General features: G+C 30.9%; 22 protein-coding genes. 10 read left to right on the top strand and 12 right to left on the bottom strand.

Annotation, left to right across the window (positions count from 1 at the left end; genetic code table 11):
* Window positions 1-351 precede the first annotated feature (351 nt).
* The 3 genes from buk to DPIF8902391_RS05020 all read right to left on the bottom strand — a co-directional run bounded on the left by buk (window position 352) and on the right by DPIF8902391_RS05020 (window position 3,191).
* Window positions 352-1,416: a butyrate kinase gene (buk, locus tag DPIF8902391_RS05030; RefSeq protein WP_172505206.1), complete on the bottom strand. Its 1,065-nt coding sequence runs from the start codon at window positions 1,414-1,416 to the stop codon at window positions 352-354.
* 5 nt (window positions 1,417-1,421) lie between these two features.
* The gene (locus DPIF8902391_RS05025; protein WP_058885324.1) at window positions 1,422-2,330 is read right to left on the bottom strand and encodes a bifunctional enoyl-CoA hydratase/phosphate acetyltransferase; all 909 of its coding nucleotides are present in this window, start codon (window positions 2,328-2,330) and stop codon (window positions 1,422-1,424) included.
* Window positions 2,331-2,540: 210 nt separating this feature from the next.
* Complete coding sequence (locus DPIF8902391_RS05020) at window positions 2,541-3,191, bottom strand: lysoplasmalogenase (protein ID WP_172505205.1); 651 nt, start codon at window positions 3,189-3,191, stop codon at window positions 2,541-2,543.
* Window positions 3,192-3,282: 91 nt separating this feature from the next.
* On the opposite strand from DPIF8902391_RS05020, the gene DPIF8902391_RS05015 reads away from it, so the two are divergent.
* Entirely contained in the window at window positions 3,283-3,933 is a 651-nt protein-coding gene (locus DPIF8902391_RS05015; protein WP_172505204.1) for a hypothetical protein, read from the top strand.
* 113 nt (window positions 3,934-4,046) lie between these two features.
* On the opposite strand, the gene ligA is transcribed toward DPIF8902391_RS05015, so the two are convergent.
* From ligA to DPIF8902391_RS05000, 3 genes are all read right to left on the bottom strand, one after another.
* Window positions 4,047-6,044 (bottom strand): NAD-dependent DNA ligase LigA, encoded by a 1,998-nt coding sequence (ligA, locus tag DPIF8902391_RS05010; protein WP_172505203.1) that lies wholly within the window; start codon window positions 6,042-6,044, stop codon window positions 4,047-4,049.
* A gap of 94 nt (window positions 6,045-6,138) precedes the next feature.
* The gene (locus tag DPIF8902391_RS05005; RefSeq protein WP_172505202.1) at window positions 6,139-7,581 is read right to left on the bottom strand and encodes a glyceraldehyde-3-phosphate dehydrogenase; all 1,443 of its coding nucleotides are present in this window, start codon (window positions 7,579-7,581) and stop codon (window positions 6,139-6,141) included.
* A 91-nt stretch (window positions 7,582-7,672) separates the two neighbouring features.
* Window positions 7,673-9,061, bottom strand: coding sequence for a trypsin-like peptidase domain-containing protein (locus DPIF8902391_RS05000; RefSeq protein ID WP_172505201.1), 1,389 nt, complete (start codon window positions 9,059-9,061; stop codon window positions 7,673-7,675).
* A gap of 137 nt (window positions 9,062-9,198) precedes the next feature.
* Between DPIF8902391_RS05000 and dapF the strand changes: the two genes are divergently transcribed.
* From dapF to mltG, 3 genes are read left to right on the top strand one after another with little or no spacing between them, the layout of a single operon-like run.
* A complete protein-coding gene (gene dapF / locus DPIF8902391_RS04995; RefSeq protein ID WP_172505200.1) occupies window positions 9,199-9,972 on the top strand; it encodes a diaminopimelate epimerase in 774 nt (257 codons plus the stop codon).
* 6 nt (window positions 9,973-9,978) lie between these two features.
* Window positions 9,979-10,515 (top strand): GNAT family N-acetyltransferase, encoded by a 537-nt coding sequence (locus DPIF8902391_RS04990; RefSeq protein WP_058885333.1) that lies wholly within the window; start codon window positions 9,979-9,981, stop codon window positions 10,513-10,515.
* 29 nt (window positions 10,516-10,544) lie between these two features.
* Window positions 10,545-11,573: an endolytic transglycosylase MltG gene (gene mltG / locus DPIF8902391_RS04985; RefSeq protein ID WP_058885334.1), complete on the top strand. Its 1,029-nt coding sequence runs from the start codon at window positions 10,545-10,547 to the stop codon at window positions 11,571-11,573.
* 1 nt (window position 11,574) lies between these two features.
* Here mltG and DPIF8902391_RS04980 read toward each other — a convergent pair whose 3' ends face one another.
* The 4 genes from DPIF8902391_RS04980 to DPIF8902391_RS04965 form a co-directional block, all read right to left on the bottom strand.
* Window positions 11,575-12,096 (bottom strand): thioredoxin family protein, encoded by a 522-nt coding sequence (locus tag DPIF8902391_RS04980; protein WP_172505199.1) that lies wholly within the window; start codon window positions 12,094-12,096, stop codon window positions 11,575-11,577.
* 8 nt (window positions 12,097-12,104) lie between these two features.
* A complete protein-coding gene (locus tag DPIF8902391_RS04975) occupies window positions 12,105-14,744 on the bottom strand; it encodes a carboxypeptidase-like regulatory domain-containing protein (RefSeq protein ID WP_172505198.1) in 2,640 nt (879 codons plus the stop codon).
* A gap of 42 nt (window positions 14,745-14,786) precedes the next feature.
* The gene (locus DPIF8902391_RS04970) at window positions 14,787-15,458 is read right to left on the bottom strand and encodes a GLPGLI family protein (protein ID WP_172505197.1); all 672 of its coding nucleotides are present in this window, start codon (window positions 15,456-15,458) and stop codon (window positions 14,787-14,789) included.
* Window positions 15,459-15,519: 61 nt separating this feature from the next.
* Window positions 15,520-15,711: a hypothetical protein gene (locus DPIF8902391_RS04965; RefSeq protein ID WP_101956071.1), complete on the bottom strand. Its 192-nt coding sequence runs from the start codon at window positions 15,709-15,711 to the stop codon at window positions 15,520-15,522.
* A 220-nt stretch (window positions 15,712-15,931) separates the two neighbouring features.
* Between DPIF8902391_RS04965 and DPIF8902391_RS04960 the strand changes: the two genes are divergently transcribed.
* From DPIF8902391_RS04960 to DPIF8902391_RS04950, 3 genes are all read left to right on the top strand, one after another.
* Entirely contained in the window at window positions 15,932-16,147 is a 216-nt protein-coding gene (locus tag DPIF8902391_RS04960) for a helix-turn-helix transcriptional regulator (protein ID WP_058885338.1), read from the top strand.
* Window positions 16,148-16,454: 307 nt separating this feature from the next.
* On the top strand, window positions 16,455-20,822 hold the full coding sequence (locus DPIF8902391_RS04955; protein ID WP_172505196.1) for a collagenase: 4,368 nt from the start codon (window positions 16,455-16,457) through the stop codon (window positions 20,820-20,822).
* Window positions 20,823-21,296: 474 nt separating this feature from the next.
* On the top strand, window positions 21,297-21,782 hold the full coding sequence (locus DPIF8902391_RS04950; RefSeq protein WP_369801091.1) for a lysozyme family protein: 486 nt from the start codon (window positions 21,297-21,299) through the stop codon (window positions 21,780-21,782).
* A gap of 91 nt (window positions 21,783-21,873) precedes the next feature.
* Here DPIF8902391_RS04950 and DPIF8902391_RS04945 read toward each other — a convergent pair whose 3' ends face one another.
* Entirely contained in the window at window positions 21,874-22,578 is a 705-nt protein-coding gene (locus DPIF8902391_RS04945; protein WP_101914493.1) for an SAM-dependent methyltransferase, read from the bottom strand.
* A 55-nt stretch (window positions 22,579-22,633) separates the two neighbouring features.
* Window positions 22,634-24,058, bottom strand: coding sequence for a chromosomal replication initiator protein DnaA (gene dnaA, locus DPIF8902391_RS04940; protein ID WP_058885343.1), 1,425 nt, complete (start codon window positions 24,056-24,058; stop codon window positions 22,634-22,636).
* 181 nt (window positions 24,059-24,239) lie between these two features.
* Here dnaA and DPIF8902391_RS04935 point away from each other — a divergent pair, with 181 nt between their 5' ends.
* The 3 genes from DPIF8902391_RS04935 to DPIF8902391_RS04925 all read left to right on the top strand — a co-directional run bounded on the left by DPIF8902391_RS04935 (window position 24,240) and on the right by DPIF8902391_RS04925 (window position 25,523).
* Window positions 24,240-24,647 carry an acyl-CoA thioesterase gene (locus DPIF8902391_RS04935; protein WP_058885344.1) on the top strand — a complete coding sequence of 136 codons (408 nt, stop codon included), beginning with the start codon at window positions 24,240-24,242 and terminating at the stop codon, window positions 24,645-24,647.
* Window positions 24,648-24,662: 15 nt separating this feature from the next.
* Window positions 24,663-25,235, top strand: coding sequence for a cob(I)yrinic acid a,c-diamide adenosyltransferase (locus tag DPIF8902391_RS04930; RefSeq protein ID WP_058885345.1), 573 nt, complete (start codon window positions 24,663-24,665; stop codon window positions 25,233-25,235).
* 66 nt (window positions 25,236-25,301) lie between these two features.
* The gene (locus DPIF8902391_RS04925) at window positions 25,302-25,523 is read left to right on the top strand and encodes a DUF2795 domain-containing protein (RefSeq protein WP_058885346.1); all 222 of its coding nucleotides are present in this window, start codon (window positions 25,302-25,304) and stop codon (window positions 25,521-25,523) included.
* The last annotated feature ends 85 nt before the right edge of the window (window positions 25,524-25,608 follow it).

Below are 25,608 nucleotides of genomic sequence, written 5' to 3'. Positions count from 1 at the left end.
TATTCAAAAAAACATTTTGAACTAATTTGCAATAAAAAAAGCACACAATACCTATAAAATTACATAGCTAATCAAAAAAATGAAACAACCCTAAAAGATTATTTTTCCATAAATTACCTTTGAGTACCCTTTGTAAACTAGCGATTTTTAGATTTTATTGACAATGATACTTATACTTTTTTGCACTAAGGATTGCAATGGCATCCTTTTTTTGAGGCACGAAAAAAAAGATATAATGGAAAGCCTGGTCCCGTCCTTTTTTGGCGGGAAGTGCCCTAAATAACATAAAAAAAACTGCCCTTATTTATAAAAAACAAGGGCAGTTTTGTGTAACTTTTAAAATTCTTATAACTATTTATAAACTTGCAAGTTTATAGCATTTTCTAAAACCAAATTCCCATTAAAAGCAAGCGCTTCTAATTCGTCTTCACCTGGGTATATTTGCGTGGTTGCAATGTAGTTTGTGTAGTCTTTTAATTGTGCGGTAACGTATTTGCTATAAGCAATTCCACCGGTTAATAAAATAGCGTCTACATCTCCTTTTAACACTGTTGCCATCGCGCCAATAAATTTTGCAATTTGAAAACACATCGCATCTAAAATAATTTTATAATTATCATCTATAAGCGCTTTGTCTTCAACAATTCTCATGTCATTCGTTCCTAAATAGGCGTTCACACCACCCTTACCCACAATTAATTCTTGCATTTGCTCTAGCGTATATTTACCGCTCATTGCAAGCTTAATTAAATCGCCAGTTGGCAATGTTCCTGTACGCTCAGGAGAAAAAGGACCTTCGCCATCAAAACCTTGGTTTACATCTATAACTTTTCCTTTTTGATGCGCGCCAACAGTTATACCACCCCCCATATGTACTACAATAAGGTTTAGGTTTTCGTATTTTTTATCGTTTTCTTGGGCAAATTTTCTGGCTACTGCTTTTTGATTTAAAGCATGAAAAATAGAGATTCTTTTCAATTCTGGGTGTCCTGTAAATCGTGCTAATTCACATAATTCATCGACTACCACAGGATCTGCTATGTAGGCTTTAATACTGTTTTCGGTAGCAATATCATTCGCTATAATTGCGGCTAAATTACTTGCGTGTTGCTTTGGTGCATTCACCAAATCGTTAAGCATCGCTTTATTTACCTGATATACTCCTGAAACTACAGGTTTTAAAAGCCCACCTCTAGCCATCACTAATTTTAAAGAACTAGCTGTTATATTTTGTTTTTCTAAAAAATTTAGAATCAAGGTTTTTCTATACGGAGCTTGCTCTAAAATACTTGAAAACTCTTGTAAATCTTCGGGGTTATGATGAAAATTCTCTTCAAAAACAGGGGTATTTCCGTTAAAAAGTCCAATTTTTGTAGAGGTAGATCCTGGGTTTATTACTAAGATATAGTTTTTCATGTTTTTTATTCGTTAGAAGCAGCAGAAGCTAATAAAATACTATTGTATTTCGTGTCTTTAGAATCGGCTCTAGAGGTTAATACTATTGGAAAAGGCGCACCTAATACGATACCGCATAATTTTGCGTTTGCGAAAAACACAAAGGACTTATATAACATATTTCCTGCCTCAATGTTAGGAACTAAAATAATATCGGCATCTCCAGCTACAGGCCCTTCTAATCCTTTTGATTTTTTACTTTCAAAACTAATGGCGTTATCAAAAGAAAGAGGCCCGTCAATTAAACAGTCTTTAATTTGCCCACGGCGTTGCATGATAGATAATAAAGCTGCATCGGTAGTAGCAGACATTTTTTCGTTTACCATTTCAACAGCGGCAACAGCGGCAATTTTTGGATTAACAACTCCTATACGCTTAGAAAAATCTACGGCATTTTTTACGATGGCAACTTTTTCTTTTAGCCCTGGAGCAATATTAAAAGCAACGTCGGTAATCCCTAAAAGTTTGTGGTATTCTGGAATTTCAAAAATAGCGTAATGCGATAAGAATTTTCTTGTTTTTAATCCCCATTCTTTATTAAGTACGCCTGATAAAAGCTCAGCCGTTGATAGCTTACCTTTCATTAAAATATCTGCTTTTTGAGCAGTAACCATCGATATTGATTTTTTAATAATAGCAGGTAAGTCACGTTCAAAATGACACTCAATATCTGTTAAATCAAAATTTAAATTTTTAGCACAGGCTAAAAGGTCTTCTTTTTTTGCTACTAATACTGGCGTAATAATTCCTTTTTCGTAAGCATTTTTTATTGCCTCTAAAGCGTGTTCATCTGCCGCAGAACACAATACTATTCTTTTCTTAACAGCTTGTTGGTCTACAATTTTTTTTAAATCAGATAATTGGGTAAATTCCATTTGTGTTTGTTTTGTTTTGCAAAAATAGGCTTTTAGGTACGTTAATTCTAGTACTGAAATTGGTTTTATAGTTTGCTGATTTTTAACACAGAATAAAATTTACCGTATTTACATGAACTGGTTAAAAACTTTATATAAATGGACAGTTATTTAACAAAAAACATATAAGATAGTCAAATAATTTTATTTTTTTTATACCTCTAAAAACCACTATTTTCGAAACAGTATTGCTTTTACAATTAAAAACTGCGCCAATACATAGAGTATAATTATAGCGATATCAAAAAAATGTGTTGGGTTGTAAAAATTATTTAAAGCGATACCACTATCCGAAGCGATAAATAAAATTGCGCCCAATAACAATACCATGTTTTCTGTTGATTTTTCTTGCTGATAATTTAACAAAGCACAAGTTCCAAACCCTGAAATTGCCGTTCCATACACTAATACAGGTACTAGCATTTCGGCTAAATTATCTTTTATCAACAAAAAAACACCTACAAATAAAGCTACAAAAATAATTGCTGATTTTACAATTTTTACAATCGCTGTTTTTCTTAAAAAATTTACGGTCATTTTTATATACATAATGTGTGCAACTAAAAAAGAGCCTAATCCGAATACAAAATAATTTGTTTTATCTAGTAAAAATACATCGCCCCAAAAAGAAAAAAATAATGCTGAAACCAACCAGAAATTAGCTTTTTCATCTTTTTTTATACTTACTAAATACAGTACTGCCAAACTTGTCATCAGTAAAGGTTTAAAAATAATTTCTAAACTTTTATTTTGAATTATTACTGCATAAACATCTAAAATTGCAATTATTAAAAAAATAATTGATGCTATTTTTATCTTCATTTGTTTGGTTCTAATTTCAAGGGAAATTACAAAAATTTACTTTTATATTGATTGTAAGGGTTTTAAATTAATTAGATTTGTTAAAAAAACAATGAAAGAAAACATTAAAATAGCAGTAAAAATAAGTGGTAAAACAGCTCTTAAATGGATTTTTATTTTTGCATTAGGAAATATAGTAACCTTAATAATATTCCTTATCGCTTTATATGGAAATATTGGGTTATCAGGTGGTGGTCATGGAAGTATTATAGGTTTATTTATAGGACTACTAACAACAAATATCTTTGCTTTTCTACTTGTTTTTGGATCTCCTGTTTTTATTGCTATCTATTTTATAATTGCAAATAAAATTTCAATTCAAAATGCAATATATCTATTATGGAAAGGAAAAGCAGGAAATTATATTTCTTCAAAAGTAGAAAATGTAACTAAAAAATTAACAGAAAAAGAAGGCTGGAAAAAAGAACTTACCGATAAAGCTATTTTAAAAGCAAAAATATTGCAGTTAACAAAAAATGACAACGATACCTCTAAATTACAACGTAAGATTATTAACTTTGGATTTAATAAAATAAAGCTTGATGAAATTGATTTTCAAGATGAAAATTTAAATTTATCTGATTTTTTGACAAACAAGTTTAATGATTTTATAGCAGAAACCACAAAACCTTCATTAAAATTGCTTTGGATATTAATTATTACTCAAATAAGCCTTCTAATTTGCTCTATGATTATTAAATAAAACTACCACCAAAACCAGTAAGCATTATATAGTTCATCAAAAAAGCCTAGCAAACATATATTTTAAATAAGAAAGGGAATTCTCCCCTTCTTATTTAAAATATAATTCTACCGCTACCCAATCATATCAATAAATTCCTGTTCTGAAATTATCAATATACCTAAACTTTCGGCTTTCGCTAATTTACTCGGTCCCATGTTATCGCCCGCCACAATAAAACTTGTTTTTTTAGATATTGAACTACTTACTTTCCCGCCATTATCTTCAATGGCTTTTTTAAGTTCGTTTCTTGTCATCTGATGAAAAACACCCGAAACAACAAATACTTTTTCGGCAAGTTTATCAGTTTGATTCTCTAAACTTTCGGCAGAAACTTCTAATTGAACGCCGTGTAATTTTAATCTGTTAATTAATTCAATATTTCCTAAATCATTTGAAAACTCGGTAATACTTTCTGCAATTCTATCACCAATTTCATCTACGGAAATTAAGGTTTCTAAACTGGCAGTCATTAAATTATCGATCGATTTAAAATGTTTTGCTAGTTTTTTAGCTACTGTTTCACCAACAAATCGAATTCCTAAAGCAAACAATACTTTTTCAAACGGAATTTCTTTTGATTTTTCAATTCCTGCAATCATATTTTGCGCCGATTTCTCTGCCATTCTTTCTAACGGAATAATCTGCTGAGTTTTCAAATCGTATAAATCGGCATAATTTTTAATTAAACCTTCTTTACGCAATAAATCAACCGTTTCACCGCCTAAACCATCAATATCCATGGCTTTTCTGCTTATAAAATGCTGGATTCTTCCTGTTATTTGTGGTGCACAACCAAATTCATTTGGGCAATAATGTTTAGCATCGCCTTCGCTTCTTACCAATTCAGTATCGCATTCAGGGCAATTGGTTGCGTATTTTGTAGGCTCAGAATCAGCAGGTCTTTTAGATAAATCAACCGCTATAATTTTAGGGATAATTTCCCCGCCTTTTTCTACAAAAACAGTATCATTTATTCTGATATCTAATTTTTCAATTTGATCGGCATTGTGTAATGATGCTCGTTTTACAACCGTTCCTGCTAATTGCACAGGTTCTAAATTTGCCACAGGTGTAATCGCTCCTGTTCGCCCAACTTGATAACTAATTTCATGTAAAACTGTCGATACTTGCTCGGCTTTAAACTTATAGGCAATTGCCCAACGTGGGGCTTTTGAGGTGTAGCCTAACTCTTCTTGTTGCTGTAAATTATTCACTTTTACAACAACGCCATCGGTTTCGTAAGGTAAATTATGACGCTCGATATCCCAATGATTGATAAATTCAAAAACCGCATCAATAGAATTTGCTAACGTAATAGTTTTAGGAACTTTAAAACCAATATTCCTAGCGTTTTCTAAAATTTCAAAATGTGTTTTATAGGTTCTATCTTCTGTAACAACTTGATATAACAAACAATCTAACGGACGCTTTGCAACAGCAGCGCTATCTTGTAATTTTAAACTTCCACTTGCGGTATTTCGTGGGTTTTTATACAGTTCTTCATCATTTTCAAGGCGTTCTTGGTTCATTTTATGAAATCCTTCAAGCGGTAAAATAATTTCGCCACGCATTTCAAAATCGCTTAAAAAACTTTTATTTACCTGCAACGGAATTGATTTTATAGTACGAATATTAGCCGTTACCTCATCTCCTTGAAAACCATCGCCACGAGTTACTGCTTTTATAAATTTACCATTTTCAAAAGTTAAATTGATAGATGCACCATCATATTTTAACTCACAGGTATATTGAATAGCATCCGTTCCTAGCATTTTTTGAAGTCGCTTTTCCCAGTCTAATAAATCATCTTTTGAATAAGAATTATCTAAAGAATACATGCGGTTTTTATGGGTAACGGTATCAAAATTTTTGGTAATTTCTCCGCCTACTCTTTGGGTTGGTGAATTGGCATCAAAATACTGCGGATTTTCGGCTTCTAAGTTCGCTAATTCTTTTAATTTAATATCAAAATCATAATCTGAAATAGTGGCGTTATCTAATACATAATAATTATAATTATGCTGGTTTAGTTCATCGCGAAGCGCTTGTATTGTTTGTTGAATATTCATGATTTTACAATTTACAAAGTATATTTACAAGAGTATTTTAAACTAAAAAACCGAAACAAAAGTTTCGGTTTTTAGTATTATTTATTAAAAACGATTAATAATAAGTAAATCTACGAACTTTAGCAATATGTTTTGCTAAACGCATTACTTGGTGCGAATATCCGTATTCGTTATCGTACCATACATAAATAACAATTGTATCGCCATCAGCGATGGTTGCTTTACTATCAAAAATTGAAGGCGCTGTAGTTCCAACAATATCCGAAGAAACTAATTCGTTATTCATTGAATATTGAATTTGCTCTACTAAATTACCCTCTAAAGCATATTGCTTCATAATAGCATTTACCGCATCAACAGTTGTTGTAGTATTTAATTGTAAGTTTAAAATAGCTAACGAACCATTAGGAACTGGTACACGAATTGCGTTCGAAGTTAATTTACCTTCTAAAGCTGGTAATGCTTTTGCAACTGCTTTTCCTGCACCTGTTTCAGTAATTACCATGTTTAAAGCTGCTGCTCTACCTCTACGGTATTTACCGTGCATATTATCTACTAAGTTCTGATCATTCGTATACGCATGAATCGTTTCTAAGTGTCCTTTTTTAATTCCGAAGTTATCTTCTAAAACTTTTAAAACAGGTGTAATTGCATTGGTTGTACATGAAGCTGCTGAGAAAATATCAACAACATCAGGATTATTTTCTTCATGATTTACACCGTGAACAATATTAGGAATTCCTTTTCCTGGTGCAGTTAATAATACCTTACTAGCTCCTTTTGGAGTTAAATGACGGCTTAATGCTTCTTTATCTTTAAACGCTCCTGTGTTATCAATAATTAAGGCATCGTTAATTCCGTAAGCAGTATAATCAATATCTTCTGGTTTCCCAGCAGAAATCATATATACGGTAGTTCCATTGATAATTAAGGCATTGTTATCGGCATCTACCTCAACAGTTCCTAAGAAATCTCCGTGAACAGAATCGATACTTAATAACGACGCTCTTTTTTGTAAAACTGCTTCGTTAATTTCGCCACGAGTAACAACAGCTCTTAATCTTAACTGAGAACCTTTACCCATTTTGCTCATTAACTCACGTGCTAATAAACGTCCGATACGTCCAAAACCGTATAAAACAACATCCTTTGGTGCAATTTCTGATGCTTTTGTTGCATCTTTTAATTTATTTTTTACAAAAGATAATTTATCGGTAGTCGCATCATCTTGTAAATGATATTCGTACGCTAATTTACCGATATCTAATTTTGATGCTGGTAATTCAATATTTTGTATTGCTTTTGCTATTTCTAAAGCATCGTTAATTGAAATTGGCTTTGCTACAAACTCTTTAGCATAGTCGATTAAGTTTAAAACCTCACTCGCTCTTTTATCTACTAAAGGATTTCTAAATAAAACTAATTCGATTGATTTATCGTACCATAAATCGTTCACGATATTAATAAATTCAACGGTAGCACGTCTTACTTGCGCTTGATCTACTACTTCTTTTTCGTAATTTGTTATTGTTGACATAGTTGTGTGTTAACTAAATTTTAAAAAAATTTCCTACAAAAATAAGAATTTCAAATGGCTTACTTAGGGTTTTATAAAATAAAAACATCTTTTAAAAACGATAGCGTTCAATTTTTCCGCTAGGGCTTAATAACTCTAAATACATTTGCGCTTCGCCTGTATAGGTATCTAATATTGAAACCGCCTGCGAAGCTCCCTGTACCTCTTTTCCGTTTATTTTTGTTAAAATATACCCTTCGCCTACTTTATAATATTGAAATCCTTTATTATTTGTCCTTGTTATTTTCGCCCCACTTTTTAGCTTGTATTTCTTTTTTTCTTCGGATGTTAAATCCTTTAGCTGCACCCCAAAAGAAAGCGATGTAAAAGTATCTTTTTTACCTAATTTTACATTTTTAGTTAAAACCTTGTCATTTCTAAGCACGGTTACACTCACATATTCCCCTGGTCGTTTTGCCGTTAATTGTCCTTTTAAATCAGAAAACTTCGCTATTTTAACAGCATTTACTTTGGTAATGATATCGCCCTGTTGCAAACCTGCTTTTTTAGCCTCACTATTATTTGTAATTGCGCCTATTTTTACGCCTTCAATATCTTTAACAGTTGCATCAATACTGATGCCTAATATTGCCTGTTGTACAATCCCGAATTCTAATAAATCATCTACCACCTTTTTAGCAATATTAGAAGGCACGGCAAACGAATACCCAATAAAAGAACCTGTTTTTGATGAAATTGCCGTATTAATTCCAATTAATTCACCACGAGTGTTTACCAAAGCCCCACCACTATTTCCTGGGTTTACAGCCGCATCGGTTTGAATAAAAGCTTCTATATTTTTATTTCCGTCTAAATCACGCCCTTTGGCGCTAATAATTCCTGCGGTAACTGTTGATGTTAAATTATACGGATTTCCAACGGCTAAAACCCACTCGCCCACTTTGGCATTGTCAGAATTTCCGAAAGCTAAATTAGGTAATGCTTCATCCGTTTCAACTTTTAATAAGGCGATGTCATTGCTTTTATCGGCACCAATTAAAACTGCTTTTAATTTTTTTCGATTATTTAGGGTAATTTCAATATCTGTAGCACCTGCTATTACATGATTATTGGTAATAATATAGCCATCTGGCGAAATAATAACCCCGCTACCCGTTCCTACTTGCTGATATTTTTGTGTTTCATTTCTTCCAAAAAGTTGCGCATACGGATTGCGTTGTGTTCTTACCGCCGTATTTTTAACATGCACCACAGCATGCACCGTTTTTGATGCTGCCTGAGTAAAATCGGTTGGAGCGGCTATTGAATTAACCACTGTTGGCATATAATTTACAGGCGTTGTTTGCAAAGTATCTCCCTGATTTTCAATTTTATTTTCGGCGGAATTTATTAGCTGCTGTTCAAGTACTATTTTATAGCCTGCAAGTGTTATTACACCGCCTATTACTGCTATCCCTAAGGTTTTAAGTGTTTTTATCATCTTTTTTATGCGTATAATGTTTATACCAAAGATAAGATTTAAACAACTGCAACAAATCTGTTTAACGTCATTTTAACGGAGTTTAACCTGTATTTAACACTTCTATTTAGTTGATAAAATATGTATATTTGCTTTCTATGAATTTACAATTTTACAAATACCAAGGAACAGGAAACGATTTTGTTATTATCGATAATCGAAACGAAAATTTCCCTAAAAACGATGCAAAATTAATTAGCAAACTATGTCATCGACATTTTGGTGTTGGTGCCGATGGTGTTATTCTTCTAGAAAATGATGCTGTCACCGATTTTAAAATGTTTTATTTTAATGCCGATGCAAGCCAAACCATGTGTGGAAATGGCGGACGCTGTGCAGTGGCTTTTGCCAAAGAATTAGGTATTATTGATACAGAAACAACTTTTACCGCTTTTGATGGCGAACATTATGCCCAAATAAATAACGGTATCGTTTCTTTACAGATGATAAATGTAAATGAAATTATTATCAAACAACATGCTGTTTTTGCCAATACGGGAACGCAACATCATGTTGAATTAGTCGATAATTTAGACAATTACCCTGTTTTTGAAAATGGTAAAAAAATCAGATATAACGACTACGGAGCTCAAGGAACTAACGTAAATTTTGTACAGCAAATAAACAAGAATACTTTTAGAGTTCGAACCTACGAAAAAGGTGTAGAAGATGAAACCTTAGCTTGCGGAACAGGTGTTACGGCTGTTGCCATTGCTATGCACGCTACCAAAAAAACTACAGATAATATAATTAGCTTACCTGTTCAAGGTGGTTTATTAGAGGTTCGTTTTAATGAAAAAGACGGAAATTATACCGATATTTTCTTAAAAGGAAAAGCCGAATTGGTTTTTAAAGGAGCAATTAAAATTTAATTTAAAATGACAACTTTAAAAGGCGATGTTCTAAATTTAAGAGCCATCGAACCCGAAGATTTAGCCTTTCTTTTTGCTATAGAAAACAACGAGTCTTTTTGGGAAGTTAGCCACACACAAGCGCCATTTTCACGATTTATTTTAAAACAATATCTCGAAAATGCACATTTAGATATTTATCAAGCAAAGCAATTGCGGTTGGTTATTGAAATAAGTACTAAAAGTGAAGACAAAAAAGAAGCGATCGGAATGATTGATCTTTTTGATTTTAATCCGCAGCATAAAAGAGCGGGTGTCGGTATTTTAATTCATCCGAAGTATCAACAAAAAGGACTTGCCTTTGAGGCGCTAAAATTACTAATAAACTATTGTTTTACGCATTTGCAATTGCATCAATTATATGCAAATATTACTGCGGATAACAAAAATAGTATTCGGCTATTTACAAAACATAATTTTAAACAAATCGGCATCAAAAAAGAGTGGATTTTTACTAACGGAACTTATAAAGACGAAATTTTATTTCAATTAATCCATACATAATTTTAGAAATAATTTTATCAAAAACAACTATGAAAAAGAAAATAATATACGGAATTATCGCCTCGATATTTTTAATCGGTGGATTTATTGGTTTTAATCTTTATCAGAAAATTTACGCAAAAGCAATTACTAAAAATGGGGCTATTTATATAAAAAATACCGATACTTTTGAAGATGTAAAAAAACAGCTTGCTACTTACATTGCCAAACCTCAACATTTTATTTGGGTTGCCAACATCAAAAAATTTACAAAACCTAAAGGTGGAAAATATCAGCTGAAAAAAGGCATGAATTTAAACAATCTTGTAAATTTACTTAGAAGCGGAAATCAAACACCGATAAAACTGTCTTTTAACAACCAAGATTCCTTAGAAAAATTAGCTGGAAGAATTGCCCAACAAATTGAAGCTGACTCGGTTTCTTTAGTAAACGCAATGACAGATGCTAGTTTTTTATCAGAAAATAATTTTAATCAAAAAAATGCCTTAGCAATGTACATTCCTAACAGCTATGAATTTTATTGGAATACATCGGCTGAAAAATTTCGCAATAAAATATTGCGTGAATACAAGCGTTTTTGGAACTCATCAAGATTAGAAAAAGCGAAAAAATTAAATTTATCAAAAAAAGAAGTGAGTACCTTGGCTTCAATAGTTCAAAAGGAAACTGCGCAAAAAAGTGAACGCCCAATTGTGGCTGGGTTGTATTTAAACAGGTTAAGAGATGGTTGGCCATTACAAGCCGATCCTACAGTAATTTATTGCATCAAACAGCTAAAAGGAGACGATTTTGTGGTAAAACGTGTTTTAACTAAAGATTTAGAAATTGAATCGGCTTATAATACGTACAAAAATACGGGCTTACCGCCTACTTTAATTGCGATGCCTGATGTTTCGGCGATTGATGCGGTTTTAAATTACAAAAAACATAACTACTATTATATGTGTGCGAGTGTTACAAAAATTGGTTTTCATGATTTTGCAAATTCATTAGCGCAGCACAACAGAAATGCGGTTAAATATCAACGTTGGATTAGTAAACGAGGAATAAATAGGTAGTTTATTTTTGATAAAAATGTTTATAAGGTTTACCTGTTATTATTTTTAAAATATCTTGTTCTAAAGTTTCTTGAGGAAGTTCAACAAATCTTCCTAGTTCTTTGTTATTTTTATAAAAGATAAAAGTTGGCACCCTAAAAATAGTAAAACCTTTTGCTAACCCTTTTGCTTTTTTCTTATGATTAACGGCTATGATTTCAATATTTTTTTCAGAGATATTACCTTCTTTTACTATTTTAAGTAAAGAAGGTATTTCTCGTTTACTATCGCTACACCAAAGACCTATAAATGCTTTAATTTTAACATCTTTAAAATATTTTTGCACACTAATTTTTAAGGAATCATCTAATTGATAAGCTTCATAACGCGATTTAAACCATTTTCGATAAGGCTCTTTTAATAATTTTGACATTGTTATAATACCTGTAAACTCCTCTTTACTATTTTCTTCAACGATTGTTTTTTTTACTGAACCACAAGCTATAAATAAGACCAAAATACTTATTACTATATAATATCTCATATATTATTTTAAATTTTATAAACCACTTTTGCCAAAATAGTTCTTGGAAAAAGTCTTGTTTTTGTTTCGTAAAATAAAATATCGGATAAGCTAGACGATATTCTATGTGTATTATTTCCAATATTGGTTGCCTTTAGTTCAAAACCCCACATACTATCTTCTTTTTGATAAAAAATAGAAGCATTTGTTTCATTAAAAGTATTCGTTGTTTTTGAAGTTTTATTCTTAAAATACGAATACCTAGTTTCTGCTTTAAACTGCCAATCATTTATATCATAATCTAATGCTAAATTAAATTTTGTTCTATCTGAAATACTGTTAAAAAATAAATTTTTATTGGTATTATAATTATGATTAAAAGAAACATCTATATTAGGACCTTTTATATACATCGATTTAAAGCCTCCAAAAACTGAAAAACTATTATTGGTTGCCAAAATTTCTTTATTTGCATTAAAACTTACATAATTTCTATTTACATAGCTTGTTCTTAAACTTGCCCTCCAATATTTATAACCATATACAACCCTTGTAGAAATATTTAATTCCTTTTCAGGAAGAATCGTATTAACAGGAGTATTTATATAATAAATACCTTTTGATAAATATTTATTTTGAAGCCTACTTTTTATAATTTTATAGTTTATTCTAGGATAAAAACTCCAACCATAACTTTGATATTTTCTAAAATAAACCCTAAACGTATGATAATTACTTTCTCTCAAATTGATATTTCCTAATCTTACCGAATTAAAATCATGTAAACTATTATTAATAAAAAAATCTTGATATCTAGGGAACTTATTCTTTAATAGATAACTAAATTTTAAACTTCGCTTATTATCAATTTCCCAATTTGCTTCAAACTGGGGTAGTAAAAAAAAATTATTATATATTTTATCTTCTAAAAACTGACTGGTGCTTCGTATATAATTTAAATACTCTAGTTGGGTTGTAAAAAAAACATCTCCTAACAAATATTTATATTTAATACAGACTGATGAAAACAATTGCTTATCTAAACTATTATTTTTAAAATTGTCAAAAATTTTATTTTCACCAATTAAAAGTTGTTCTATATTATTGTTATAATCTGTTGCAAACAAATTATTCTTTAGCGAAAAAAATAAATGATTAACTGGGTTTACAATCCAAAAATGTTTTAATAAGCTTTTAAATTCATATTTTTTATTTTCAATATTCTGAGTTACATTTAAATTAGCACTTGGTGTAATAGGTATTTGTGATGAAAATATATTGTTATTCGCTAACCACTTTTGGTTTTCTGATACTTTAGAAAATTTTACATGTAACTTAGCTTGAGAGGTATGATATTCATTAATTTTTCGCTCTATTTTAAGTCCTGATTGTAAACTCAAAGTATTTACATTATTGTTTTTTGAGAAGATTAGATTATTGTTATTTATTAAATTACTTTCATTTTCTAGGTTGTTTAATCCTGAAATTATTTCTAGCTTATTTTCAAGTTTTATTCTTAATTTTTTAGAAGGGGCAGATTTTAATTGTAGTTTACCCAATAAGACCGACTGATTAAGGTTTTCATGAGTAACACGTTGCTCTTGAATATCATCGATGATATAATCATTATTTTGTTGTTGTGCTACATCCGTTTTATCTTGTAAAGCAATAAAAAAAGCTGTCCAACGATTCTTAGGATTAGTTTCATATTGAAAATTCAAACCTCCAAAATAATGTTTATTGTCATAAAATTCTTTATTTCTTAACAATTTAGCTACTGAAGAACTAAAAATTTCACTTAAATTATCGGTATCTAAACCACCTTCATAATTTATATAGTCTTTTAATGTGAATGATTTATTACTAGTATTATTTGCGTCTCCTATAAAAGAGTAACTAGTTTTTTTACTATACTTAAATAATGTAGGATGAAAAATATACCTATCCTTTATACCTGTACCAATTTCCATATCACCAAAAGCAAACTGCTTTTTATCTTCTTTTAAATTAATATTTAAAGCAACTTCTTCTGATGTTTCAAAACCTTTTAACAAATCACTTTCGTGATAATCTTCTATTACCTGAATCTCTTTAACTACATCGGCTGGAATATTATTAACCGCTAATTTAGAATCTCCTGTAAAAAACTCTTTATTTTCAACCAAAACAGTAGTAACTTTTTTCCCTTTTACAGTTACATTACCATTTCTATCAACCTCTACTCCTGGTAATTTTTTAAGTACTTCTCGTAATTTATGCTCTTTACCATTGACGAACGATTTTACTCGGTATGTTGTGGTATCTTTTTTAACAACAATAGGCTCTTTATAATTTATAATTATCTCTTGTAATTCATTTGGATCTTCTTTTAAATTAAAATTTTTAGTTAATTTAGAAGTATTGAATAAAATATCTTCTTTTAAAGTTATACACCCTACAAAACTAATTGTAAACTTATACAATGCATTTTTAGTTAGTTTTAATGTATATTTTCCATTGACATTTGTAACAGCATAAGAAAATTTAGCTCCTTTTGTTAAAGGTTTTGCTAATATATTAGCTCCTACTAGTACTTCGGTTTTACTTTTTATAATACCCGAAACTATAGTTTGACTATAGTTTTTAATAAAATAAAAAAATAAAACTAAGACTAAAATGTATTTTCTCATAAAAAAAAATTAGAGTAATTTTTATTTTTTGTAGTATTTTAACTAATCAATAGTAACTTTTCTTGCTTGACGCTTCAATTTAATCAATGTTGCAACATCTATTTTCTTTGAATTTTCAGGAAGAGGAACTTTTATTTGTTTAGGATTCAGAATTATTTTATCTACTGTATATGTCCCTTTCCTGACTCTATACAATTGTAATATTAACCCTGGTAAACCACCATTACCCGCAGGGCCGTATGAAACAGGGATTTCTGGCGTGTACCAAGCTGTAATAATATTTGTTTTTTTATTTCCATATTCTAATTCTTTTCTTACAGCTTTATAGCAAGTATATCCTTCAATAATTTTCGTATCCCCTAATAACTCCCAATTAGAAAACTTTTCATCATGTATTACGGCATAAGTTTTATTCTTTATCTCTTCTTTATAAACAACCTCTTTGTTTTTATTATTCTGAAACCAAGGTCTGTGTCCTTTTATTAAAACTGATGCAATATTAGCATATAACTTATTTAGAGGAATGTGTTTATTCATATAAAAATAAGAATGTTCCTTTTCATATTTTAAGGTAAAAGACATTAATTTTATTTCCTTTCTATATATATCTAATTTCTCACTGTTTTTAAGGTCTGGTATTACCTTATATTTTATAATCCCTGATTGAGAAAAACAAAAAAAAGGAAGTATAATTAAAATAAATAGTATTCTCATAATTACTTTATTAAGTATTAAAACCCACTAGCTTTACACTAGTGAGTTAATAAATTATTTTTTAACAACTTTCATATGCCATATCATAAATAGCATCTGCATCCTCTAAAGATAATTCTCCTCCATTATTACTTTCGTAAGATTCAACCATACCACAAGCGTACGAATGACAATTTTCTCTTCCATCTAATTCTACAGCATTCGCTGATACAAAAGCACCTAAAAATAGTGCTGTTAACAATACTTTTTTCATAATTTAAAGCTTATGAATTATTTATAGTCAACCATAAGATTGCACACTACATTGCAATGTGCCACAAAGCTATTTAATTAGAATCATTATAACTAAATAATCTAACTCCTTTTCCGATTAAGGGTTAACCCTATTTAAAAATAGGGTTAACCCTTAATCGGAAAAGCTATTTTTATAATAATAATAATAATACCTTTACTTTGAATTAAAATAAAAAAACATGAAAAACTCAATAGAAACTAAAATGAGTTTAATTTTAAATAAATTAAAAAAAGAACGCTTAAAAACAGGCTTATCTCAATGGGATTTTGGAGAAAAAATTGGGCTGAGTCAAAATGCGTATTACAAGCTAGAAACAGGAAAAACTAAACTTGATTTATATCGCTTTTTAAATATTTGTAAAGTACTAGATCTTGAACCTTCATCTTTTTTCTAAAAAATTGCAAACGCAAATTATACGTTAGCAAAACATTAAATAAAAATTACATATACCCAAAACACCCTGAAATGACTTAAAGCATTTCAGGGTGTTTTATTTAAAAAAAATATTAAAATCTTAAAACTAAACACTATTTAATTAATAATCAATCAAAATAAGCTGTTTTTATTGCATTTTTACAACAAAAACACAATTTAATATTACATATAGCTAATATTGTACTAATGTTAATATTATATTAAAACTAAATTTACATCAAATTAAAATACATTTTATCAATACTCTTTAAAATACCTTTCAATTTATGATTTCTTCTAAAAAAAATCTTCAAAAAAAATTTTTAGCCCTACTAGTATTGTGCTATTCTTACGGGTTTAGCCAACAGGCAGCACCTGCACTTCCTACATCAAAAGTAAAAGAAACAGTCGCCTGTACTAAAGGATATAATCATAAAGATCATAGCAAACATACTAGTAGCTCAAATAAAATGTCTAGAGCAAATTCTCCTGATACATTTGCTGGTTGGGCATCTTATAGCGGCGCAAACTTAGTTGCTAAACTAAAAGAAACCACCGATTACGACACCAATTTAAGACCGCTTTTTGACTACGGACAATACGGTGGATCTTTATTTTCTAGTACCAATATAAAAGCAGTTGCCGATGCTGTATATAATATGTCAGCCTCTTATGATGGTAGCGAATCAAGTGGGATGCTTGGTTTAGTTACCTACTTACACTGTGCAAGTTATCATGAATTTTTTCAAACAGAAGTAACACTAAATACAGCGGCTAAAAACGCTTATAAACTTGCCGTTAAATACCTTTCTACAAACGCTCGTTTATGGGATACCACAGAATACGGTTTAGGTGTTTTAGATGAATTTTTAATAATGTGTGATTATGATGGTTTAAGAGATAAAGATTTTGTGTTAGATGTTATCAAAACAGCCATCCGTAATTTAACTGAAAAAGACAACTGGCGAGCTGTTGTTAGCGACCAACAAATGCTAACAAAATATATTACTGCATACAACAGAATATTCTTTTTAATGTTTAGAGGGATGCAACCTGTAGATGTTGCCTACGAAGCATCGCTTAATAATGATCCTGAATTTTTACAATTATTGTCAAATTTAGCTACGGATAAAGAATTAAGAACTGAAAATGAAGATTTAGCTTTAATGGTAAATAACGCCATTGGAGAAATGACCAGAACTGCTGATAGTTCAGATGTTTTAAAAGATCAAACAGAGCCTTTTATTGCTGAAATTGCACAAAGTTATGATCGATTAACGCCTAACTGGTACAAATCAATAAAATCTATCAATGAATCAGGAAATTGTGCGAAATACAACTTATGTGTAAATATGGACGACATAACAGCCGAAGTTGAAAACATGCTTTTTCCGAACACCTTTACCTTTGACGATGGACGCTTAAAAGTAAGAACTCCGTTAGATTATAAAACAGTTCAAGAATTATACTACGCTTCGAAACAAGTACAAACACAATTTTTTAGAGCTTTAGCCACAGATGAACCTGTTACTGGTGACCCTAACTTAAACTTAAATATGGTTGTTTATGGTACGATGAAAGATTATCATGACTGGCAAACAATTTTAAACGGTTTAGCGACCAATAACGGTGGAATGTACATTGAAAGAGGTGCTACTTTTTACACCTACCAAAGAACTTTTACAGAAAGTACTTTTAGCTTAGAAGAACTTTTTAGACATGAATACGTACATTATTTACAAGGGCGTTATATTGCAAACGGTTTTTGGGGTTCAACTGATTTTTATAAAGATGAACGTTTAGTTTGGTTTGAAGAAGGGATGGCTGAACATTTTGCAGGTAGTACCGATAATGACGGTGTTCGAATTAGAGAAAGCCAAGGTAGCAATGTAAAAAACGAAGGCGCTAGTGAATATATGACGGTAAATGAAGTTTTAAATGCTAGTTATGCTGGTGGTTTTAAATTTTACAGATACGGAAATATGTTATGGTCATATTGGTTTAAAAATGATATCAATACTGCTAGAAAACTTATCAACCTTGTTAGAGCTGATGATGTTGCTGGTTTTGATACTGAAATTAATCGATTAGAATCAGATTACACCTTACAAGCAAACTACTTAAACTACTTAAATAACGTAGTTATTGATGATAATAATTGGTGGGAAGTAGTTACGCCTTGGGAAGTTGATGACTTTTTTGTTGTAGGAAATATTGCTGATATTGAAACAGAATTTGAAGCAATTACAAGTAAAGATGTTAGTGTAACCTTAGATGCTTCTACTTCAATTAGAAGATTTAAAGTAACAGGGAGTTTAAATTCAGGGCAGTTTGAAACAGAATTAAACGATTTAATGACCCAATTAAAATCAAGCCCAACAGTTAATAACTTTGATTATATTGGCGGATATTACAAAGAAATTTCAGGTTCAAATGCCACCTTTGTTATTACAGGTTCTTTAAGAGATGCTACTGTAAGCGATGCTCCTATTGCTGATTTTACAAGCGATTTACCATCTACAATTGTTGGCGGAACTATTCAATTTACCAACGAATCTACAGGATATATCAATTCATATACCTGGTCTTTCCCTGGAGGAACACCGAGTACAAGTACTGAAAAAAACCCTACGGTAGTTTATGATACTGCTGGAACTCATCCGGTTACTTTAACTGTTACAAGTGCAAAAAGTGGTAATAATACCAGAACTAAAAATAATTTTATAAAAGTTCATGCTAAAAGTAGTACCACTTATTGTGATACAAGTCAAGGAAGTACTGGTACTGGTATTATAAGAGTTATTTTTAGTACATTAGACAATATAAGTGCTCCTCAAAACCCTGCTAATTATTCTGATTATACAAGTTACGCTGCCGAGGTTAAAAGAAACAAAACATACCCTATTACTATTGAAGCAGCAAACACTGCTTGGCCAGATAACGCTGTTAAAGTATGGATTGACTGGAATCAAAATGGTGATTTTACAGATGCAGGAGAAGCCGTATTTTCTTATGAAAAAATTTCTGAAACAGGAAATATAACCATTCCTTCGGATGCTGCTTTAGGTATCACAAGAATGCGAGTTCGTTACGGATATGGTGATGGTAAAATATTAGAACCTTGTGGATATGATGATTATTTTGGTGAAGTTGAAGATTATTCAATTAATGTAGGAATCGCTGCAGCAACTATTACTTGGGCAGGAACTACAAGTACCGATTTTTCAGAAGCTACAAATTGGGATACAAACACTATCCCAACAAGTTATGACGATGTAATTATTCCATCAGGATTAACAAAATACCCTGTAATTTCAACAGCGACCGAAGTAAAAACGCTTACAATTGCTTCAGGAGCAACTTTAATTGCCAATGCACCATTAACAGGAACGGTTACTTATACGAGAAATTTACCTACAGATAATTGGTATTTAGTAGCATCGCCTTTAAAATATGAAACTATTGAAAGATTAAATCAGAACAATACTTTTGCTTCAGGAACAGGAACTAATATTGGGCTTGCTCCTTATAAAAATAACGGAACAGCTTGGAATTATTTATCAAACACAAGCAAAGGGAATATTACTTCTGGACAGGGATATTCTGTTAAGTTAAAAAATGCTGCTAATTTAGTTTTTACAGGAAGTATCAATTCAACAGCTGTTAATTATGGTATTACAAAAGGTGCAAATGATTTTAATTTAATAGGAAACCCTTATACTTCGTATGTAAAACTTGGTGATTTCTTTAAAGACAACGCTACAGGAACTGTTTTATCAGAAGCGACTATATGGCTTTGGAATCAAAACACTAATAGCTATGATTTAAAATTAGGTGCTGCTGATGCAAATTATCAAATAGCACCAGGACAAGGATTTTTTGTAAGTGCTAATGCCAATACTCAAGTAACTTTTAGCAAGGAAAATCAAAGCCATCAATCAGCAACTTTTCAACGACAAGCAAAAACTCAAATCAATTTAAGTGTTCGTGAAAATCAAAATAATACGGTAAAATCTACTAAATTATACTACCTTAATGGTGTTACCACAGGTTTTGACAACGGTTATGACGGTTCTGTTTTTGGAGGAACTACTACTAATTACGCCCTTTACTCACAATTAGTAAGTAATACTAACGGTAAAAATTATGCGGTTCAATCATTGCCTATAAACGATTTAGAAAACACAATTGTTCCTATCGGATTAAAGGCAAAAGCAGGAAAAAAGATCGTTTTTTCAGCAGAATCAATGAATTTACCTGAAAATGTAAGTATTTATTTAGAAGATAAACAAAACAATACATTTACCAATTTAAGTAAAGAAAATTATACAGTAACCTTAACAACTGATGCGAGCCAAGTTGGGCAGTTTTACCTTCATACAAGCTCTAAAGAATTAGATGCTAGTATTCAAACACCTGCTAATTTTAGCGAGTTAACTGTTTACAAATCATCTAAATCAGCACTAACGGTTAGTGGTTTACAAGCTAAAAAAGCGAGTGTAATTATCTATTCGATACAAGGAAAACAAGTATTTTCAACAGATATTATTTCAAAAAATACAGCAACTGTTACTTTACCAAAAGTAGCGGCAGGGGTTTATTTAGTAAAAATAATTTCAGAATTAGGAACTATCAATAAAAAAATAGTTTTATAATAAGCTTAATACAAACATTATTTTTTATTACAAATACAAAACAGGTTGCTTTTAGCAACCTGTTTTTTTTATAAAAAACTGCTAGAATACCACTACAATATGTACCTAATATATTATTCAAAGAAGTAATTATTAAACTTATAGAGCACTTAAAAGACCTTTTTAAGCCTTTAATTATAGTTTACATACGATTACTCGTCTAAAAAAAGAGCTACAATTAACCTGGTTTATTTTATCAAAAAAGAGCTAAACCTCAACTAATCACCAACAAAATAACTAAAAAAAAGCAACCAAAACACCTTCTTAAAAATAAATTTTGGTATTATAACAATTAGTGTACCTTTGCACCGCAAAATAGAAAGATAACTAATTATCAAGTATTTAGGATTTACATTTATAGGATTTGCTCTACTAGCTAGTTTTACAAGCCCGAAATTTGAGAACGAAAAAACAACAAACATACCAAAAAAGACCGTGCCTTCTATTGAAGAAATTAACGTCCCTTTTTTACTAAAAAACTTTGTTGGTTTTAAAGAAGCAGTAGCTTTTAAAGAATCGCAAGGAAAATATAGAGTTGTAAATAAACTTGGCTACTTAGGTAAATACCAATTTGGAAAATCAACCTTAAAAAGGTTCCGAATTTACAATACTACGAATTTTCTTAAAACACCTGAATTACAAGAAAAAGCATTTATCGCTTACTGTAAAGTAAATAAATGGATTTTAAGAAAAGATATTAAACGATGTGTTGGAAAAACTATAAACGGTACTAAAATTACCGAATCTGGTATTTTAGCAGCAGCGCATTTAGGTGGGGCTGGTAACGTTAAAAAATATTTACGATCAAATGGTCATTTTCAATTTAAAGATGCCTTTGGAACCTCTATTAAATCTTATATCAAAAAATTTGCAGGCTATGATGTATCAACTATTAACGCCAATAAAAGAGCTACTGTTTAACATCATCTTACAAAAATATATACCAACTAAAAAAGACAGCTATAATAGCTGTCTTTTTTATATATAATTTTATACCTTAATTTACACCTTACTATTTATGAATAATAAAAATAGTTGGGCGTTTATGCAAATCTGTTTTTATATGCTTCCATTCTTTAACGGTAAAGGTTTTTATATATTCTGAAGGAAGTGTAATATCGCAGGCAACACAAACACGTGTATCTGCCGATAAAACATTTCTTAAATCATCTAACATTTTTTCATTTCGATACGGCGTTTCTATAAAAATTTGTGATTGATTTTTAACACTAGAAAGCTTTTCTAACTCTTTAATTGCACGTTTTCTGTCTGATTTATCAATAGGTAAATACCCATTAAAAGCAAAGCTCTGCCCATTCATTCCTGAACCCATCATTGCCATTAAAATAGAAGAAGGACCTACCAAAGGTACTACCTGAATGCCTTTTTCGTGCGCTAATTTTACAATCATTGCACCTGGATCGGCAACCGCAGGAACGCCCGCATCTGATAATAATCCAATAGAAATACCTTTTTCACAAACATCTAAATAATTTTGTGTTTCAATATCATTTGAATATTTGTCTAATAATAATAATTCTAAAGAAGGTTGTGATTTATTAGGCGTAATCTTTTTAATAAACCCTCTTGCTGATTTTTCATTTTCTACAATAAAAAAATCAAGATGCTCTATTACTTTTTTAACAGAAATCGGCATTACCTCTAAAGGCTCTGTATCTCCTAATGTTGTTGGTATTAAATATAATTTACCTTTCATTTTGTCTTTTTTAAATTGCCTATTTTGAAGAAATATTTTAACATGAATCGCTTTATTAAAAAGTTAATTTAGCGGTTAATTCCTCTACGTATTTTTTAAATTTCTTATCTGTTTCTGTTAAATTATCAACAGTTTTACAGGCATGTAATACCGTAGCGTGATCTCTTTTACCTATTTGACTTCCAATACTCGCTAATGATAACTTTGTTAAACGCTTTGCAAAAAACATGGCTAATTGACGCGCCTGAACAATGTGTCTTTTACGAGTTTTAGACTGTAACATAGCTACATCCATTTCAAAATATTTAGCAACAACTCTTTGAATATAATCAATTGATATTTCTCGCTGGGTTGTTTTTACAAATTTATCAACAATTTCTCTTGCTAAGCTAACAGTAAAATCTCTTTTATTAAATGATGCTTGGGCAATCATCGAAATAATAACTCCTTCTAATTCACGAACATTCGCCTTTACATTTTTGGCGATATATTCAATTACATCTTCAGGCATTTCAACACCATCTTGATACAATTTATTATGAAGTATCGAAACACGAGTTTCAAAAGAAGGTGCTTGTAATTCGGCTGATAATCCCCATTTAAAACGAGACAATAAACGCAATTCAATATCTTGCATATCTACAGGGGCTTTATCCGAAGTTAAAATTACCTGTTTTCCATTTTGATGTAAATGATTAAAAATATGAAAAAACACTTCTTGCGTACCTGTTTTACCAGATAAAAATTGAATATCATCAATAATTAACACATCGACCATTTCATAAAAATGAATAAAATCGTTTCTAGTGTTCGATTTTACCGAATCAATAAATTGCTGGGTAAATTTTTCCGAAGAAATATATAAAACGGTTTTATCAGGATATTTATCTTTTACCTCAACCCCAATTGCTTGTACTAAATGTGTTTTTCCTAGCCCAACAGGACCGTAAACCAATAACGGATTAAACGACGTTCCTCCAGGTTTATTTGCTACTGCCATACCCGCCGAACGAGCTAATCTGTTAGCATCACCTTCTATATAATTGATAAAATTATAGTTTGGGTTTAATTGCGACTCTATTTTAACTTTTTGTAAACCAGGAATCACAAAAGGATTTTTCAACTCTCTTTTAGACTCTGTCGGTACAGTAGTTTTCGGCGATTTTACCGCTTTCCGATTTGAACTCGGTATTTTAACTATTTGAGGACTGTTACTACTATAGGTATTTTCTAAACGTACATCATAAATTAACCTAGCATCGGCCCCTAATTCTTTAACCAAAGCAACTCTTAATAACTTAATATAATGCTCTTCTAGCCATTCGTAAAAAAATTTACTAGGCACTTGAACTGTAAGAGCTTCTTCAGCTAATTTAACAGGTTTAATTGGCTCAAACCAAGTTTTATATGCTTGGTGTTTAATGTTATCTTTTATAAAAGATAAGCATTCCTTCCAAACTGAATCAGCAGTTTTAGTCATTTATTTGGGTTAAAAACAATTTTAGTTGTTAATTTTTATTCTTTTGTAAGGGCTAAGAGGATTTCGCCTTGGTACGAGGGTGCAAAAATGTGAATAAAATTTAGGATAAAAAAATTCAGTACCTATTGCTTCTTAATTATTTTATACGTAACGTTCCTGTAAATTAAAAACAAAAGATACTTTGAAAAAAAATAAAACTACAGTTCGTGTTCGTTATGCCGAAACAGATCAGATGGGCGTTGTATATTATGGTAATTATGCACAGTATTTTGAAATAGGCCGCACCGAATTATTACGTTCTTCAGGAGTTACTTATAAATTTATGGAGGAAAACGGTGTTATGTTGCCTGTCATTTCATTATTGTGTAATTTTAAAAAATCGGCACTGTATGATGATGAATTAATTATTACAACAAGTATTAAAAAAACACCTGCTGTTAAAATTGAATTTGAGTATGAAATTACCAATCAAAACAAGCAATTAATCTGCACAGGAAGTACTGTTTTGGCTTTTATCAATATGAAAACAAAAAAACCGATGCGCTGCCCTGACTATATTTTAGAAGCATTAAGTTTACAAACCACATAAAAACCACTACTATTTATGAAAATATACACTAAAACTGGCGACAAAGGCAGCACAGCTTTATTTGGAGGAACACGTGTACCTAAACATCATTTGCGTATTGAAAGCTACGGAACGGTTGACGAATTAAATTCTTATATCGGTTTAATTGGCGATAAAACAACCGATCAAACTATTAAAAAAAGCTTGCTTAAAATTCAAGGTGATTTATTTACCCTAGGCGCAATGCTTGCCACACCCCCTGAAAAAGAAACCTTAAAAAATGGTAAAGAGCGCTTAAATATTTATAAGATAACAGATGCTTCTATTGTTTTTTTAGAAGATGAAATTGATGCCATGAATGCCCATTTACCACAAATGACTCATTTCATATTGCCTGGCGGGCACGAAACTGTGTCATTTTGTCACATAGCTCGCTGTGTTTGTCGTAGAGCAGAACGTTTTGTGGTAGCATTAAACGCTGAAGAAACGGTTGATGCTAGTATTTTACGTTATTTAAACCGACTTTCTGACTATTTATTTGTAGTGGCACGGAAATTGAATAAAAATTTAAACATCACGGAGGTTAAATGGACTCCTGAAAAACTATAAAAAAACACTTGGCTTATTACAAATAAAAATTTATGTTTGTGATAATCTTACTTAAACAGATAAAAAATGTATTGGACACTTGAACTAGCTTCTTATTTAGCAGATGCACCTTGGCCTGCAACGAAAGACGAATTAATTGATTATGCTATTCGTACCGGAGCGCCTTTAGAAGTGGTTGAAAACTTACAAGATATTGAAGACGAAGGTGATTCTTACGACTCAATAATTGAAATTTGGCCTGACTATCCGACCGAAGAAGATTATCTTTGGAACGAAGAGGAATACTAAGAATACCGACCCAAAAAAAGCCTCTATTAAGAGGTTTTTTTTTTACATACTAATACCTACTTTAAATATAAACATATAACTAGCT

It is taken from the genome of Tenacibaculum finnmarkense genomovar ulcerans (genome assembly GCF_900239495.1).
Taxonomy (GTDB): domain Bacteria; phylum Bacteroidota; class Bacteroidia; order Flavobacteriales; family Flavobacteriaceae; genus Polaribacter; species Polaribacter ulcerans.
The sequence above is the reverse complement of the archived record's forward strand: the minus strand, read 5'-3'. Positions and strand labels throughout refer to the sequence as shown.

What these genes read in the sequence shown, in the direction of transcription:
- buk (WP_172505206.1), bottom strand. Translation starts at nt 1,416, where the DNA reads ATGAAAAACTATATCTTAGTAATAAACCCAGGATCTACCTCTACAAAA.
- DPIF8902391_RS05025 (WP_058885324.1), bottom strand. Translation starts at nt 2,330, where the DNA reads ATGGAATTTACCCAATTATCTGATTTAAAAAAAATTGTAGACCAACAA.
- DPIF8902391_RS05020 (WP_172505205.1), bottom strand. Translation starts at nt 3,191, where the DNA reads ATGAAGATAAAAATAGCATCAATTATTTTTTTAATAATTGCAATTTTA.
- DPIF8902391_RS05015 (WP_172505204.1), top strand. Translation starts at nt 3,283, where the DNA reads ATGAAAGAAAACATTAAAATAGCAGTAAAAATAAGTGGTAAAACAGCT.
- ligA (WP_172505203.1), bottom strand. Translation starts at nt 6,044, where the DNA reads ATGAATATTCAACAAACAATACAAGCGCTTCGCGATGAACTAAACCAG.
- DPIF8902391_RS05005 (WP_172505202.1), bottom strand. Translation starts at nt 7,581, where the DNA reads ATGTCAACAATAACAAATTACGAAAAAGAAGTAGTAGATCAAGCGCAA.
- DPIF8902391_RS05000 (WP_172505201.1), bottom strand. Translation starts at nt 9,061, where the DNA reads ATGATAAAAACACTTAAAACCTTAGGGATAGCAGTAATAGGCGGTGTA.
- dapF (WP_172505200.1), top strand. Translation starts at nt 9,199, where the DNA reads ATGAATTTACAATTTTACAAATACCAAGGAACAGGAAACGATTTTGTT.
- DPIF8902391_RS04990 (WP_058885333.1), top strand. Translation starts at nt 9,979, where the DNA reads ATGACAACTTTAAAAGGCGATGTTCTAAATTTAAGAGCCATCGAACCC.
- mltG (WP_058885334.1), top strand. Translation starts at nt 10,545, where the DNA reads ATGAAAAAGAAAATAATATACGGAATTATCGCCTCGATATTTTTAATC.
- DPIF8902391_RS04980 (WP_172505199.1), bottom strand. Translation starts at nt 12,096, where the DNA reads ATGAGATATTATATAGTAATAAGTATTTTGGTCTTATTTATAGCTTGT.
- DPIF8902391_RS04975 (WP_172505198.1), bottom strand. Translation starts at nt 14,744, where the DNA reads ATGAGAAAATACATTTTAGTCTTAGTTTTATTTTTTTATTTTATTAAA.
- DPIF8902391_RS04970 (WP_172505197.1), bottom strand. Translation starts at nt 15,458, where the DNA reads ATGAGAATACTATTTATTTTAATTATACTTCCTTTTTTTTGTTTTTCT.
- DPIF8902391_RS04965 (WP_101956071.1), bottom strand. Translation starts at nt 15,711, where the DNA reads ATGAAAAAAGTATTGTTAACAGCACTATTTTTAGGTGCTTTTGTATCA.
- DPIF8902391_RS04960 (WP_058885338.1), top strand. Translation starts at nt 15,932, where the DNA reads ATGAAAAACTCAATAGAAACTAAAATGAGTTTAATTTTAAATAAATTA.
- DPIF8902391_RS04955 (WP_172505196.1), top strand. Translation starts at nt 16,455, where the DNA reads ATGATTTCTTCTAAAAAAAATCTTCAAAAAAAATTTTTAGCCCTACTA.
- DPIF8902391_RS04945 (WP_101914493.1), bottom strand. Translation starts at nt 22,578, where the DNA reads ATGAAAGGTAAATTATATTTAATACCAACAACATTAGGAGATACAGAG.
- dnaA (WP_058885343.1), bottom strand. Translation starts at nt 24,058, where the DNA reads ATGACTAAAACTGCTGATTCAGTTTGGAAGGAATGCTTATCTTTTATA.
- DPIF8902391_RS04930 (WP_058885345.1), top strand. Translation starts at nt 24,663, where the DNA reads ATGAAAATATACACTAAAACTGGCGACAAAGGCAGCACAGCTTTATTT.
- DPIF8902391_RS04925 (WP_058885346.1), top strand. Translation starts at nt 25,302, where the DNA reads ATGTATTGGACACTTGAACTAGCTTCTTATTTAGCAGATGCACCTTGG.